Consider the following 14,073-nt stretch of genomic DNA (forward strand, 5'->3'; position numbering starts at 1 on the left):
TACTCATAATTACCCATTGCCGTCCTGTACAAACCTCTACACGACCAGATGCCCTTTTTTCTCCGCTGGTTCAATGGTCGCCTCAATGCCAGCATTAAACTCCAGAAAGTCGCTTTCCACTCCATCGCTGAAAATAACTCCATTTTCCGGCATCTGCGATGCAATCCGTAACGGCTTTTCGGCTGCTACCTGACCAAACACAAGATCCGCAGCAGTCGTTCGACTGGGGAATGGTTCTCTCACTGTAAAATAAAGTGATGGCAAACTCCAGGTTGCACGATGATCCTGACTCGTTCCGTCTACTGTCCCTTCCTGACTGAAGGCTGCACCTGGCATCAGCTGGCCTGGAGTCAGCGAGATGGGATGCCGTGTAGCACTGCCGACAATCCCGGCCGCTCCAGCAAGCACGCTGGTCAGCCAGCCTGTCGCTCCCAATCCGGTTGAAACGATAATGCCGCTAGAGGATTGCTGCTCTACCTGATCCTCCAGTCTTAACTCATATCTCGCGGAGACATGAGTTTTGCGCCCAATGAACAAATCATTTACAGCATACAAGGATTGGCCATCATTTAATTGGGCCTTAGCCAGCGTAACTTCCTTAATTGGCCGTCTGTGCACGAATACATCCGGCACCACCCAGCGCAGATCGGATACAGTAAACGGCAGCAATACCCCGTCCCAGCGCAATGGATCTGGATTCACACCAATAAGCGGTTGCTCGGTCAAATATTTTAACGTGTTGGCTACCAGCCCATCCTGACCCAGCACCACCACTGTATCCTGCTCACCAAAAATAAAGTTCGGCACATGCTCCCGCTCCACAATCTGAACACAACCCAAGGCCGTTAACTCCGACGTAGCCGTTGCCACCGCCCTGCGGTAATTTTCGTCCTCCAGCACATAATCACTGAAATCCGCACCCAGCCGTTCCATAAAGAAGCGAGCCTGCTGCACCGTATTGTATCGAACAATCAGTTCCTCCAGTCGCGTTTTACGCTTCACTAAAATGATCTTTTGCTCTGTCATTCGGCTGCTCATCGTGTTCTTCCTCCAGACCCTCTCGATCCTGCTGATCCGTTTGCTCCCGTATCTGACATGAGTCCTTGCAGCAGATCCGGTGTAATATTCAGCTGACCGATTTTCCCTGCATTTTCTGCAAGCTCCTGGAATGCTATCGCAATTAGCTTATCCGGGCTCATATCCATGTTGGCCATAGCTTGAAGTACGTTCGGCTCAACATCCTGCAACGATTTCATGACTGCTGTCAGCTCGTAGGCCTTGGCATCGGCTTCTGCCTTTTTATTCGTTACGGTCAGCTCAATCAGCTCGCGCTTTTTCTCCTCCAAGGCCGTGTCAAATCGTAGCTGCTCCTCTTTCATCTCGCTTTGCTTTTGCTTCACAGAACGCTCGGCATCGAGTTGAGTTTCGCGGATTTGTTTCTTTTTCGTCTCCACTGCAATCTCGGTGTTCAGCTCGTTTTCCTTCACACGCCGCTCTTGCTCAATAGATGCATTACGACGCTCATACAAAGCGTGATCCGCGTTGCGAAGAATCTCTTCCCTCGCTTGAGCCTCCAGCGCTCTCATCGTCTCCTTATTGGGTAGAATCGCCAAAATCGACAACCCCATAACCTCAATGCCGAGCTTTTCCATTTCCGTATGCTGAGCAATATCCTTCGTCATATTTTGGGCCAGACGTTCACTGGACTGAACAGCTTCTTTGAGCGGGACACGCTCCAAATACTTTTTGGTAAGCACCTTGGCGATGTTAATCACCCGTTGGGCCAGCTTGCTCGGATCATCCGAAATATAGCGTCGTTCCTTCAAGTCATACGTATAGTTTAAAATCTGCGTCGTTCTCCGATAATCTACAATTCGATAAGTCAGTTGCCCCTGCACCGTCACCGCCTGAAAATCATTCGTCATATCCTCAAACATGAACGGTACATCAATGGAAGAGACGGGCACGACGACGACCGAGGTGGTCGGGGCGTAATAATAAAAAGATAATCCAACACCCTCCCGAACCACCTTCCCGTTTTTCACCTTCATCACATATTCACTGGGCTGAAATTTAACAAAATTAAATCCAAACATAGCCGTTTCCCCGCTTTCTTTATAGTTTATAATATTTTGTTATTATCATTTTGTTATTAACAATAAAATAACACACATTTTCGATAATATCAATATGACATTTATAAAAAATAAAGGCTGTTTCCCCTCCGATATACTCGGTTAGAGGAACAGCCTTATTAAAACACTCTATTTATCATCCACATTCCATTCTCTATAAAATTCCTCCAAGTACATCTCCATCCATTGATGCCGGACCTCCGCCAGCTCTCGGGCATAAGTGGTATTCATTAAATCTTTGAGCTTGAGTAGCTTTTCGTAAAAATGGTATATGGCACTTTTACCTGCGGCACGATACTCATGCTGTGAAAAGTCTTTATCCGGGTGATGCATCATACTGCCTTTTGAGCCTGCATACATAAAGGTTCTTGCAATCCCAATCGCTCCAAGAGCATCCAACCGATCCGCATCCTGTACAACTTGACCTTCCAGCGTCTCCATAGGCGGGTTTTGTCCACCATTGTAGGACATCGTAGCTATAATAGTCATCACGTGCGTGATTACATTCGGATCGCTGATATGCAGACGCAGCCACTCCTCTACTTTATCTAGCCCGGCTTGTTTGGAATCATTTAATTTTTCATCCGCTACATCATGCAGCAGTGCTGCCAGCTCACAAATAAACGAATCTGCGCCCTCTTTGGCAGCAATTTTAAGGGACAGCTTTCTCACCCGGTCTATATGCCACCAATCGTGACCACTATGATCATGCTCCAACTGCTGCTGTACAAAGGGCTCCGCCTTTTGAATAATATCTGCCATCATCGCTTCCTGTTGCTCCGTTCGTCTCTTCATATGTCACCTTTCAATCCCGTCCATACTTTCTATGGTAGGTTCGTTTAATTTTTTAATGCTTGTCCATTTGCTTACTACGAATCATTCTTCATTTTATTCTATAGGGTGTATGGTATCCAACCTTTAGAACGAGAAGTCAGTAACCTGACAAAAAAAAGAACCTCCAAAACCACATCAATCGTAGTCGCGGAAGTTCTTTTTCGTTTGTCTATCTAAACCCGATCCTCTTTAACTTAATTCCGTATCTTACTCTACTCCACGACACCAAGCTCGCGGTTCTTCTCCTTAAAACGGCTGTTATGAGAAGATACATATGCCGCTTTGTCAGCTGCTGGATCAATGTGCAGCTTCGCGCTGTTCAGTGCAAGGGCGGCATCTGTGAACGCACCGGCAATCAGATACAACTTGCTTCCGTACTCAACAAAATCGCCTGCCGCGAAAATCCCTGGTAGATTCGTTTCCAGCTTTTCGCTCACTCGGGCATGCCACTCACCCATATCCAGCCCCCAATCCCGAAGCGGGCCGAAATCGGATTTTAGTCCATGATTTACGATGACTGCATCGACATTCAACACCTGTATTTCGTCCGTATCTACATGACTGATCGTCACCTGTTCAATCGTCTCTCCATTGTTGCTATGTAGCTGACTCACCGCGTATGGTGTGAGAACACGGACCGAAGATGATTTCATACGAGCTACATTTTTCTCATGTCCGCCAAAGTGATCCCGACGATGTACGACGGTCACACTCGCCGCAATAGACTCCAGCTCATTCGCCCAATCCACCGCCGAGTCGCCCCCACCGGAAATCAGGACGTGCTTGCCCCGGAATGGCTCTAGCTCTTGTACCGTATAATGCAGGTTCGTAACCTCATAGCGGTCCGCCCCCTCAATCTCCAGCTTAGCCATTTTGAGAATTCCATAGCCTACTGCCAGAACGATCGTGCGTGTCCAATGCTGTTCCCCTGTGGCAGAAGTTAGCAGGAACGTGCCATCCTCTTGCCGATCCAAACCAGTGATCTGCTGTCCCAACACAATGGTAGGCTCGAACGTCCGCGCCTGCTGCTCCAGCTGATCAATCAGCTTTTCACATAAAACCGGGGTAACCCCCCCGACATCCCATATCATCTTCTCTGGGTATATGCGCATCCGCCCGCCCAGCTCATGCTTGGCTTCGATCAGCTTGGTCTTCATATCTCTCATTCCACTGTAAAATGCGGTATACATACCGGCAGGACCACCGCCGATGATCGTTACATCATATAATTCCAAGGATACTGTCACTCTGCAACTCTCCCTATCATAGCGTAATATGTCTGCTCCTATTATAAGTGATAATAATTATCAATATCAATTAAGAAATAAAAACATGACCATTACAGAGTTTTTAGTGACCTTAGAACTATATTTTATAGGTTTATATAACTACTACTTCCGTTATTCTCGTAAATTTTGCGAGGATTGCTGCACAGAAGGATGAAAAAGCTTCTTCTACCTCATCCATCAGTTGTTCCTTGTTTTGCATGGAAGGTATAAAGCTATCCTCCATTCCTTGCTTGTATGTAATCGTCGGGTCCATAAGCTTGACTGCGTTTCTGCGCACATGCACCATGATATGGTTGATGATCCCACCAATACTGTTCGTTTCCGCCTCACCGACGCGCCATAGCACCTGTTCATCCAAAAGCACAATGCATGCCCGCAACTTTACCAAATATTGATCGTACATTCTGTGCTTGGATATGATTATAAACTCATGCATGGAAGAATCCATATTCTTAACAGCCTCCTTCGTCCTATCAAGTGAATTTCTCAAAAAAATTACTTCCATCGATCATCCAATACTGTTCAGGTGAAGGTACCTCGTTCAAAAAGTTTTGATATTCCCCTTTCCACCCCGCTGGGACATAGTGTTCAAACGAAGCTGGCTCAGGAAATAGCGAATAGAGAACTTTCTCGTCAAAGTTAATATACAGAGCAGGACAGAACTCCAACAATTCATCCTGATGCTGAATAGCCTCATCCAGCAACTGAAGCATTGAAGTTAGTTCCCCTGTAGCCACCTTATATTCACAGATGTGATCCAAAAATGCTCCCACTGTGGTTTCATCCAAAATAGAGATGCCAAACCGTTCCTCCATCTCGGTATTCAAAAACCAATACTCTCTTTCCGTCACATACCAATTCCATTTCCCTTCAAAAATAACACCAACAATAATGTTTTGCGCATATTCAGGCCATAATTTCATGAGCTTCTCGCGTTCCCCTCTTTCTCACTCACAGTTCGATCCAAAACCGGTTTACACGGTTTCCGTCTTCCTCTATGTAATCCTTGTCCGGCGTTCCGCCGTTTTGTATGATTGTTTTTTTGGAGGCAATATTATCGGAGTCGCATACGACCAGGGCTCGGGAAATCCCCAGCTCTTTTGCTTTTTCTAACGCCAAGGCCAGCATTGTAACAGCGTACCTGTTCCCTCGTGCAGAAGGACGGATACCGTAACCGATATGACCTCCGGCATTCATTAGGTGTTCGTTAAGGTCATGTCTGATATTCACTGCTCCCACAACCTGTTCATTCGCATTCACAAGCCAGTATGTTGAGCTTTTGACCCAGCCTTCAGATAGGTTCATTCCATTTTCCTGATTACTTAAAACCGTCAGCATACCTTCAAAATCGTACGGTTCTATAGAAATCACCCAAGGCACCATATGCTCCTGACTCTTTTTCCATTCCTCATAAAATGAAAGATAAGCATCCTTCCAGCCCCGATCCGGCTTTACCAATCTGACGGTCTGCATCCACTCACGGCCTCCTCTTTAAACGTTCAATTCATCTGCTATTTCTCATATACCTCAATATCTATGAACTTTTGCGCCCAATCTGCAAAAGAGAGCTTATCATCCCAGGTGACTTGCTTCATCGCTTTGGCACATCCCCAGTTTAGAACCTGCTGATGCAGCATATGCACCCGGAAACGCTCAGTAAATCCTTCTTTAGCTTCCATTCCTTGTGCGTAAGCAGTAAGAAAACCTTTTGCCAACTCTTCTTCGCCATTCTCCAGATACATGGTGGTTATTTTCGGAAGATCTGCAACCCCATCCCCAAAATAGGCTGTCGTAAAATCAAAAAGACCACTGACTCTCCAACCCTTATCCCCATTCTGTACAAGAAAATTTTGCGGTTTAAAATCCCCCGTCACAAAGGTGGCAGCTTCCAGCTGATCGAATGCTTGACGGGAGCCTTCCAATATTTCCTCTACCCATTCCATATCCTGTACAGAAATGTTCGAGTATTTTTTGGCATCCTCTAGCCAATATCGAATTCGCCCATACAACCATATTCGATAAGAAACATCAAAAGGACGAATGGCTAGAGTTGTTGTATCCAGCTCTCCACTGTTCTTAACCTTCCAGCTATGAAGCTCCAACAGAACATTAGCAAGCATTTCAGCCATTTGCTGTTTATCCAGCGAGGTCAGCTTTGCTTGCAACTCAGGTGTATGTATATGCTGACCGTATAGACGAGGCATAACTGCATAGCTCCAGCCAAAAATGTCCTCCGTATGATCCACAAGATACGGTGTTGGCACGGGAATTGAAGTCCGTGTCTGTATTTGCTCCACCATAAACTTTTCTTCTATCCATTGCCCTAGAAAAAGCGGGTTCCCCTTCAGCACAAACTGCCCAGCCGTTGAGGAAACATAGAGGGTTTGCCCTAGGACACCTTCTGCCGTTTTTTCGTAAGACAGCAAACGTCCCAAATCAAAACGATTCAGCATCCTTTGCATTTGGTCATTTGTTACCTCGCCTAGCCGATTAGACGAAAAATAAATGGTCGTCGTCATCTCTACACACCATAGCTCTTAATCGTTGCTTCCAGGGTTTCATCCGTATCTGCCAGCCAAACGAAACTAACCTCAAACGTTCCCGGCTCGAAAAACAATGGAAATCTCCGCTTAAACCAATCCTGCATCGGCAGATTTAACGCCTCCTTCATATCGACCCACAGCAATTCTCCCTCAGGGGGATTTTTTAATAGTTCACCTTCAGTGGCTGTAGCCAAATAGTTAAAGACCATATACCTCAGCCCTTGACTTGGATCACAATATTCGTCGATTCCTTTAAATACAATTTCCGTTACGGTTAAGCCTGTTTCTTCCTTTACTTCACGAATGGCCCCATTCACAATGCTTTCTGGAAACTCTACTTTTCCTCCTGGAGCAATATAACCCGGAAACCCCTTTCGATTGGGTCTATTCATAAGCAATACCTTGCTTCCGTCTTGAATCATACACATGGTATATATTTTGTGTGTCACTTCTGTTGTCAATCCGATCATACCTTTCTTTATTCACGATTCAAGATCTAGCTTTTAACTTTCTCACCGACATATTGTGGTTAAATATGGCATTTCCCATACTTTAACTCGTTATTTTGTAGAGCGCAATAACTCTAACCATAGACTAGATTAGAAAACTCATGCCTAAGTCGGTCAAAATCAGCAAAAAAAAGACCGCCTTTCTGCAAAGCCGTTGGTACTACCAAGCGACTCCAGAAAGGAACGGTCTTATCCATCATGCCAATAATCAGTTTTCTAGACACGCCCCGGATAACGAGAACCTGCTGCGAAGCCTTTAGGCGAAATGCGCTCAATCTCTTGAAGCTCTGCTTCCGACAAGGAGATCTGTAGAGCACCAAGATTTTCACGCACTCTTTCCAGTCTCTTCGTTCCCGGAATCGGAACGATATGGTCGCCTTGCGCCAGCAGCCATGCCAGCCCCAACTGAGCAGAAGTACAGCCTTTTTGGGCAGCCAGTTTTTCGATCAGGAGGACAACTTCTAGATTTTTGTTGAAATTCTCGCCTTGGAAGCGTGGAAAATGACGGCGGTAATCATCCTCTGGCAGATCGTCAAATTTCTTGATCTGTCCCGTGAGGAAACCTCGACCCAGTGGACTGTAGGGTACGAAGCCGATTCCCAATTCGTTCAGAAGTGGAAGAACATCATCTTCCACTTCTCTGCTCCACAAGGAATATTCGGTTTCTACCGCGCTAATTGGATGCACCGCATGCGCGCGGCGGATCTGTTCAGCCGACGCTTCCGACAAGCCGATATAACGGATTTTCCCTTCCTTAACCAAATCGGCCATCGTTCCGACGGTCTCTTCAATCGGAGTATTGGGATCGACTCGATGCTGATAATACAGGTCGATATAATCAATCCCCAGATGAAATAGACTGGCGTCCACGGATTTTTTGATATATGCCGGATCTCCCTTGGGCCCCTGAGTGTGCGTGATTCCGAATTTAGTGGCAATCACGGCCTCCTCTCGACGACCCTTGAGCGCACGTCCAACCAGCTTCTCATTGCCGCCGAACTTCTGCTGTGCGTATTCTTCACCATAAAGATCTGCTGTATCAAACAGCGTTACACCAAGGTCCAGCGCTCCCTGAAGTGTACGCACCGACTCCTCGTTGTTCGGCATCATCATCGTGCCAAGGCCCAGAGCTGATACCTCCAGCCCTTCATGTCCCAATTTCCTTTTCAGCATATCATGGTTCCCTCTTTTCTTTGGGTAAATGGATGGAATGAACATGTACTCATTCTAATGGACCCATATGGAGGCAACCACAGTACGTTTATACTAGTAACAAGATTACCAGGCAGAGGATTGGCTTACTGGCGTGTAGATACAAAAGTGCAGACCCGGTTGGTCCGTAATGCTTGCTAAAGAATTAATATCATAGGAAACTGCCTCCACAGCGCCAGGGATTTGAAAGGAAACCCGATTCACTTTTTTGAGCTGGATATGTTGCATCTTCCACATGGTGTCAAACTCCATACTTTCCACACGTAGCCGTTCTACCGTCTCCTCAAACCAAGGTTCTCCTAAATACTTGTCATAATAGGTTCTAAAAACAGCTACCGAATAGGACGCAAATTCTTCCCAGTTAACCATCCGACGACGTAATTCGGAATCCACGAACAATAAACGAATCATGACACGTTCAGAAATAGACAGGGAAGAAAAATCGGTAATGACCTCATTCGCCGCGCTATTCCAAGCAAGCACTTCCGCTTTCTCATTGCTGATGAAGGAAGGATAGGACAACTGATCAATAATATGTTGCCACTGTGGATTCAGCGTTGTATGGATGGGCGAAATAGCAACCGTCTCATTGGGATTCCACAATTGAATTAGATGTGCTCTCTCATCATGAGTTAATTGTAGAGCTTCTCCTATACTTTCGATAACTTCCTTAGATGCTGTTACTTCTCTACCTTGTTCCAGCCATGTGTAATACGTCGCACTGACACCTGCCAGCAGAGCAACTTCTTCTCGGCGAAGCCCCGGTGTTCTTCGCTGACCCTGTGAAAGTCTAAGGCCAGCCTGCTCTGGTTGAAGTCGATTTCTACGTGATTTCAGAAAAGCTCCCAACGTTTTCGATTTACTATAATCATTAGACATATGTCACCTCTTTTTTCCAATCCATCGCCATAGAACGATCACAGTCCCTCGTCAAACAACTGTAGGCCTATGATTTCAATGGCGACACCGTCGCCCGCTTTAACGTTGACATCACCATTTATTTCTTCAAAATCCAAAATAAACGTAGTGTCTCCTACTACAATCTCCAGACATTCTATCTCGCCTGCTTCGCCCTGCATCACTTGATGTATCGTTCCTTGAATCCAATAGTCGCCTAGCTTTGGTTGAGGTCGAAAAATCCCTGTCTCTTCAGTAGACTTAAGCCTTCTGAACCCCTCTATACTGGATTGAGAAGTCTCGACCGAAATTACACAACCGGGAATCATCTTATTCAAGCTTTGTTCATACGGGACAACATACGCATATCCGGAAGTCAGTTCATGCCAAAAATATGTCCAGTAGCCGTATACTTTTTCCTCGCCCATACTACGAATGATGATATGCTGATCTTTATTTATTTCCTTGATCTGTACACGCATATATAGAGTCCTCAGTAGATACTTTTCTTATAATAATAGTGTTTAAAGCCTCTCGGAGCATCGTCAATGACACCAACGACTTCATACCCATGCTTTTCATAGAATTTAGGCGCTTGAAAAGTAAACGTATTCAGTTGTATAAAATTACACCCTTTATCTCTAGCAATCTGTTCAATTTCACCAAGCAGTTGTGAACCGTAGCCCTTTCCTCTGTAACGCTGATCTACCCACAAAATATCAACCTCCACCCAGTTCCAACATAGTACACTTAGGAGACCGCCCATGACCTGACCGTCTTCATCTTTGAGCGTAAGATTAATCTCTTCGTATCGGGTTCGAATATCTGCTGGGACGTGTTTCGCATTAAACTCAATCAACTTGTTCCTAACTAAACGCGCTTCCTCTCTACTACTTCGATTCATCTGAGGTTCCAGCGTCATGGCATAAATCCTCCAATTTGAAATGATTACTAGCACTTACTGATTTAAAATATAGAAAATAATAGGGTTAAAATACTTTCATCTTCCTACTGTTATATATTGTATATACTTTTCTATGTTTAGTCACATGATTCAATTTAGATTGACAGAATTATTCTAATCTAAATATCGCTGATTAAAGTCGCTCCCTGGATTCATGCAAAATATTTAGTAAACGAAAAAAGCAGGCCCCTCTGAAACGGAGAACCTGCTATCGTTTATACATCCTCTGTCATACAGGAGAAGAGATGGAATGATTAAATTGAAATATCCAGTGATTTTCCAACTCCCGTAATATCACTGCTGTTAGCGCTGTTGATACGATTTGTTTCCGTGTTACTTGGAGCGGGCTTTTCCATTTTTGGAGTTGACGTGTCGCTGGATTGCAAACTTTGCTGTGCAATTTGAGCTTCAATCTGTTTAATTTGTTGCTGAAGCTGCTTCATTTTTGTTTCTTTTGTATCTTTATTATCCTTACTTTGCTGTACCTTGTTGTACTCCGCTTCAAGTTGAGCTTTTTGCTTTTCCAGACTAGCTGTATCGTTGGTACTGGATGAAGATGAAGTGCTTGCAATAGATATTGAACTGCTGGATGTGGATGAAATGTTCATACGAGATTTCCCCTTTATAAAAGTATGAGTTTTACACGTGTGGGCTAACCAGTTCTAAGCTGTGGCATTGCACTCTAATGACTACGACGACGATGATACAGATCGTTCAAAAATCTTAGCGATTTTATCGAATAAAGCCGATATTTCTTCATCGGTGGCATTCGATTCATCTGTATTTCCCCACGCGTCTTTTAATGCAGAAAGCAGATCTGTTTCCTGATCTTTGTCCGAAGCTGTTGACCCGGATATAAGACTGGAACTCAGAACGCTTTGCAAATCACTCAGCAAGGATCTTTTTTCATCTACTATAAGCTCTTTCTCAGATGTAGTGCTGTTATCCTCTTGATTGGAAGTCTCTTGGATATTCCATGCGAATGGAGGCATAATTCCACCCATTGCCTGCATCATAGAAGGCAGACCACTGCTATCCATTTCAGGATGGGACGGGTCACCTTCAGGCGGCGGTGCAGGACGATTATTTTGGATCGTTTCTGCTATCTTATCGAATAGATCCGATACTTCCTCATCTGTTGCCGTCGCAAGATCCACACCGGCTAATAAGTCGCTAACCGAAGCCAACGGATTCTTCGTGCTGTTGGTGAGTTCATCTGTATCAGTGGAAGCACTGGAAGACATCAGGTAACTTTGCAGATCAGACAACAGCGTTTTCTGTTGGTCTGTAGTTAGTGCAATGATATCCTGGTCATCGTACTTGTAATCATTACTGTAGTTTTCCGTAGGAAGCGGAGCCTGCATTCCTCCCGTGTATTCCATGAATTCCTTGCTCAATTCGAGTGAATCGTTAGATTTCTTGTGTGTGGTATGACCCGTGGTATTTAGTCCATTCTCATTTGACTTCACCGTATTCGATTGATCATAGGAAGTCGTGATGAGATGCCTGTTAATGGATAGTGACAAAGTAGATCCCCTCTCAGTGTACATAATGTTTTTAGCTGCCCACCTACCTTTCATCGGTAGCAAATCTGAATGCAACCTGAGGGTATGCTGAATGATAACTGAATAAATACAGACTCATTAATACCGTAACCCTTTTATTATTTCCTAGACCATAGTCAAGGAAAATCCCCTCCGCAAGACGGGGGGATCAACCCTACTTGAGACAGGAGTAAGTAAAGGGATAATTTGTTACTCTTAGCAAAGAATAAATGAACGTATTTTAAAAATTGAAAGTAGGGAAATGATGTATGATCCGTATTAGCCATTTGGTTCACGAGAGACTTATGTTCCTAGTCAAATTTTTGTACTCGCCTGCATACGTGGGTAGTGTAACACCAAGTTCCAGATTTTTAGCTAAAAATATGATAGAATCCATTCCATGGAGTGAAGTTCATGCTGTTGCCGAGCTTGGTGCTGGAACAGGGACAATTACCCAATACATCCCGTCTGCTGCTGAATTTCACCCCAAGGTTTTACTCTTTGAGAAAGACCAAACCATGCAGCAGAGTTTAAAAAGAAGATTCCCGAATTATCTGTGCTATTCCGACTCGCGTGAGCTTCAGCTTGCTATGAAAAATGCCCAAATAGAACAGCTTGACTGCATAATCAGCGGGCTGCCATTTTTCAATTTTCCACAAGCGATGCGGAATCAAATTGTAGAACAAATTCATCTATCGCTCAGGGATGGAGGAATGTTTGTGGCCTTTCAATACTCTAAACAGATGAAGCAGCAGTTAGGTGAATGGTTTGATATTGAAGAAATCAAGTTTGTGCCAATAAATGTTCCACCCGCATTCGTGTATGTATGCCGAAAGAAAACCTAAGAAAGGAGTACGGGTATGGACGTGGAATATTTAATTTCCATCATCGAACAATACGGCTATGCAGCATTATTCTTTTCTCTATGGCTTGGGATTGTGGGTCTGCCCATCCCGGATGAAGTCATCGTGATGACTGGCGGGGCTGTAACAGGCATGGGCATACTTCACCCGTTACCCGCTTTTTTAATTGTATATCTTGGGGTTATATCAGGCTTGTCCTTAGGTTATGTATTGGGGAGAACCGTGGGCACACCGATTCTAGAACGTTTGCGTCGGAAGAAAAAAATGGACAGGTACATTACGTTTTCGGAAAAATTGATACATAAGTATGGCAACTTCACTATTTGCATCAGTTATTTGCTGCCGATCGTCCGTCACATTATCCCTTATATTGTCGGAATCAATAAAATGAGTTTCAAACGCTATGCCCTCTTCTCTTATTCAACAGGTTTGATCTGGACGCTGATCTTCTTTCTACTCGGACGTATCTTTGGCGATCATGTACAAGCAGTAGGAGAACTAATCCATCGTTATGGCTTGCAGATGGTATTGCTTCTCATCATGCTGACAATTATATTTCTTATAATGAAATTTGTATGGGGGAAGAAAACAACAGAGGAGTAAAGGTAGAACACGAGTGGCACTAAGATAACTTTTAAATTTGCTTATATTATGAACATACGTAGACGGATGGTGCTTCCCATCGCCACCGCCCCCGGATTTCTGAAATAAAGTCTTCATCGGTAGAAATCCGGGGAGGTGATGCTTCCGAAGTGAGCTTTCCTACGGAAAGCTTTTAAAGCGATCGCTTCGCTTGTACAGCACCATTCCGTCTACTCCGTTTTCCATGTACATTTTTTCAGTTCAGCTTATATAGACTTTATTTCCTCACATGACAGGACAGAGCTATAGGATCAGCTCATAACGGTAAAATCCCCCATCATTGATATTTTGATTTCCTTCATACTCTCTTGTGCTGAAATATTATTCTTTCCTATCGATACCCAATTCCTTGAATCCTGTCAGTGTACATGTTGCTGAGCTGCGGTCAATAATAGTTGGGAGATCCCTCGTTTTCGGTATTCTTCATCCACGCATAAATCATCAACATCCAAGATCATTTTATAGAAATAGAAGGAAACGAAAGAAACAATTGTGTAAACTCAATCACTTTCTTTTTTGCTTATCATTTTAAGTAAAATCAAGAATGTTCACAAAATATTCGATATTTCTTAAAATTTCCTATTGATTTGACGTCACTATGATGTCACCTTTCGGTATACCAAATCGCTATGCAATGATAC

Annotated in this window: 19 protein-coding genes; 2 read left to right on the top strand and 17 right to left on the bottom strand. The window is 44.2% G+C overall.

The window, feature by feature from the left end; genetic code table 11:
• Positions 1-36: 36 nt before the first annotated feature.
• The 16 genes from ACL9RM_RS17755 to ACL9RM_RS17830 all read right to left on the bottom strand — a co-directional run bounded on the left by ACL9RM_RS17755 (position 37) and on the right by ACL9RM_RS17830 (position 11,909).
• The gene (locus ACL9RM_RS17755; RefSeq protein WP_250267846.1) at positions 37-1,038 is read right to left on the bottom strand and encodes a sugar kinase; all 1,002 of its coding nucleotides are present in this window, start codon (positions 1,036-1,038) and stop codon (positions 37-39) included.
• Positions 1,035-2,096, bottom strand: coding sequence for an SPFH domain-containing protein (locus ACL9RM_RS17760; RefSeq protein WP_250261995.1), 1,062 nt, complete (start codon positions 2,094-2,096; stop codon positions 1,035-1,037). The genes ACL9RM_RS17755 and ACL9RM_RS17760 overlap by 4 nt, the downstream gene beginning before the upstream one ends.
• 168 nt (positions 2,097-2,264) lie before the next feature.
• Positions 2,265-2,930, bottom strand: coding sequence for an HD domain-containing protein (locus ACL9RM_RS17765; RefSeq protein WP_250267845.1), 666 nt, complete (start codon positions 2,928-2,930; stop codon positions 2,265-2,267).
• Positions 2,931-3,181: 251 nt separating this feature from the next.
• Complete coding sequence (locus ACL9RM_RS17770; RefSeq protein WP_250267844.1) at positions 3,182-4,216, bottom strand: NAD(P)/FAD-dependent oxidoreductase; 1,035 nt, start codon at positions 4,214-4,216, stop codon at positions 3,182-3,184.
• A gap of 133 nt (positions 4,217-4,349) precedes the next feature.
• Entirely contained in the window at positions 4,350-4,706 is a 357-nt protein-coding gene (locus ACL9RM_RS17775) for a hypothetical protein (protein WP_231109405.1), read from the bottom strand.
• Between the two features lie 25 nt (positions 4,707-4,731).
• The gene (locus ACL9RM_RS17780) at positions 4,732-5,181 is read right to left on the bottom strand and encodes a hypothetical protein (RefSeq protein ID WP_061829091.1); all 450 of its coding nucleotides are present in this window, start codon (positions 5,179-5,181) and stop codon (positions 4,732-4,734) included.
• 28 nt (positions 5,182-5,209) lie between these two features.
• Entirely contained in the window at positions 5,210-5,731 is a 522-nt protein-coding gene (locus ACL9RM_RS17785; protein WP_061829090.1) for a GNAT family N-acetyltransferase, read from the bottom strand.
• Positions 5,732-5,769: 38 nt separating this feature from the next.
• Positions 5,770-6,777, bottom strand: coding sequence for a phosphotransferase family protein (locus ACL9RM_RS17790; RefSeq protein ID WP_250267843.1), 1,008 nt, complete (start codon positions 6,775-6,777; stop codon positions 5,770-5,772).
• Positions 6,778-6,779: 2 nt separating this feature from the next.
• Positions 6,780-7,271 carry an 8-oxo-dGTP diphosphatase gene (locus ACL9RM_RS17795; RefSeq protein ID WP_028542993.1) on the bottom strand — a complete coding sequence of 164 codons (492 nt, stop codon included), beginning with the start codon at positions 7,269-7,271 and terminating at the stop codon, positions 6,780-6,782.
• 113 nt (positions 7,272-7,384) lie between these two features.
• Positions 7,385-7,534, bottom strand: coding sequence for a hypothetical protein (locus tag ACL9RM_RS17800; protein ID WP_250267842.1), 150 nt, complete (start codon positions 7,532-7,534; stop codon positions 7,385-7,387).
• Positions 7,527-8,483: an aldo/keto reductase gene (locus tag ACL9RM_RS17805; protein WP_250267841.1), complete on the bottom strand. Its 957-nt coding sequence runs from the start codon at positions 8,481-8,483 to the stop codon at positions 7,527-7,529. The genes ACL9RM_RS17800 and ACL9RM_RS17805 overlap by 8 nt, the downstream gene beginning before the upstream one ends.
• A 105-nt stretch (positions 8,484-8,588) precedes the next feature.
• Entirely contained in the window at positions 8,589-9,401 is an 813-nt protein-coding gene (locus ACL9RM_RS17810; protein ID WP_250267840.1) for a helix-turn-helix transcriptional regulator, read from the bottom strand.
• 38 nt (positions 9,402-9,439) lie between these two features.
• Positions 9,440-9,901, bottom strand: a complete 462-nt coding sequence (locus ACL9RM_RS17815; RefSeq protein WP_250267839.1) for a hypothetical protein — start codon at positions 9,899-9,901, stop codon at positions 9,440-9,442.
• 11 nt (positions 9,902-9,912) lie between these two features.
• Positions 9,913-10,341: a GNAT family N-acetyltransferase gene (locus ACL9RM_RS17820; protein WP_250267838.1), complete on the bottom strand. Its 429-nt coding sequence runs from the start codon at positions 10,339-10,341 to the stop codon at positions 9,913-9,915.
• A 296-nt stretch (positions 10,342-10,637) separates the two neighbouring features.
• On the bottom strand, positions 10,638-10,991 hold the full coding sequence (locus ACL9RM_RS17825) for a FlxA-like family protein (protein WP_250267837.1): 354 nt from the start codon (positions 10,989-10,991) through the stop codon (positions 10,638-10,640).
• An 81-nt stretch (positions 10,992-11,072) separates the two neighbouring features.
• Positions 11,073-11,909 carry a hypothetical protein gene (locus ACL9RM_RS17830; protein ID WP_250267836.1) on the bottom strand — a complete coding sequence of 279 codons (837 nt, stop codon included), beginning with the start codon at positions 11,907-11,909 and terminating at the stop codon, positions 11,073-11,075.
• A 287-nt stretch (positions 11,910-12,196) separates the two neighbouring features.
• Here ACL9RM_RS17830 and ACL9RM_RS17835 point away from each other — a divergent pair, with 287 nt between their 5' ends.
• Together ACL9RM_RS17835 and ACL9RM_RS17840 are read left to right on the top strand one after the other, a co-directional pair.
• Positions 12,197-12,772 carry a class I SAM-dependent methyltransferase gene (locus ACL9RM_RS17835; RefSeq protein WP_250267835.1) on the top strand — a complete coding sequence of 192 codons (576 nt, stop codon included), beginning with the start codon at positions 12,197-12,199 and terminating at the stop codon, positions 12,770-12,772.
• A gap of 15 nt (positions 12,773-12,787) precedes the next feature.
• On the top strand, positions 12,788-13,393 hold the full coding sequence (locus ACL9RM_RS17840) for a DedA family protein (protein ID WP_250267834.1): 606 nt from the start codon (positions 12,788-12,790) through the stop codon (positions 13,391-13,393).
• 398 nt (positions 13,394-13,791) lie between these two features.
• Here the strand turns inward: ACL9RM_RS17840 and ACL9RM_RS17845 are convergent, their stop codons facing one another.
• Positions 13,792-13,923, bottom strand: a complete 132-nt coding sequence (locus ACL9RM_RS17845) for a GNAT family N-acetyltransferase (RefSeq protein WP_414126432.1) — start codon at positions 13,921-13,923, stop codon at positions 13,792-13,794.
• Positions 13,924-14,073 lie beyond the last annotated feature (150 nt).

It is taken from the genome of Paenibacillus sp. S29 (assembly GCF_049319765.1).
In the GTDB taxonomy this organism is placed as follows: Bacteria; Bacillota; Bacilli; order Paenibacillales; family Paenibacillaceae; genus Paenibacillus; species Paenibacillus polymyxa_B.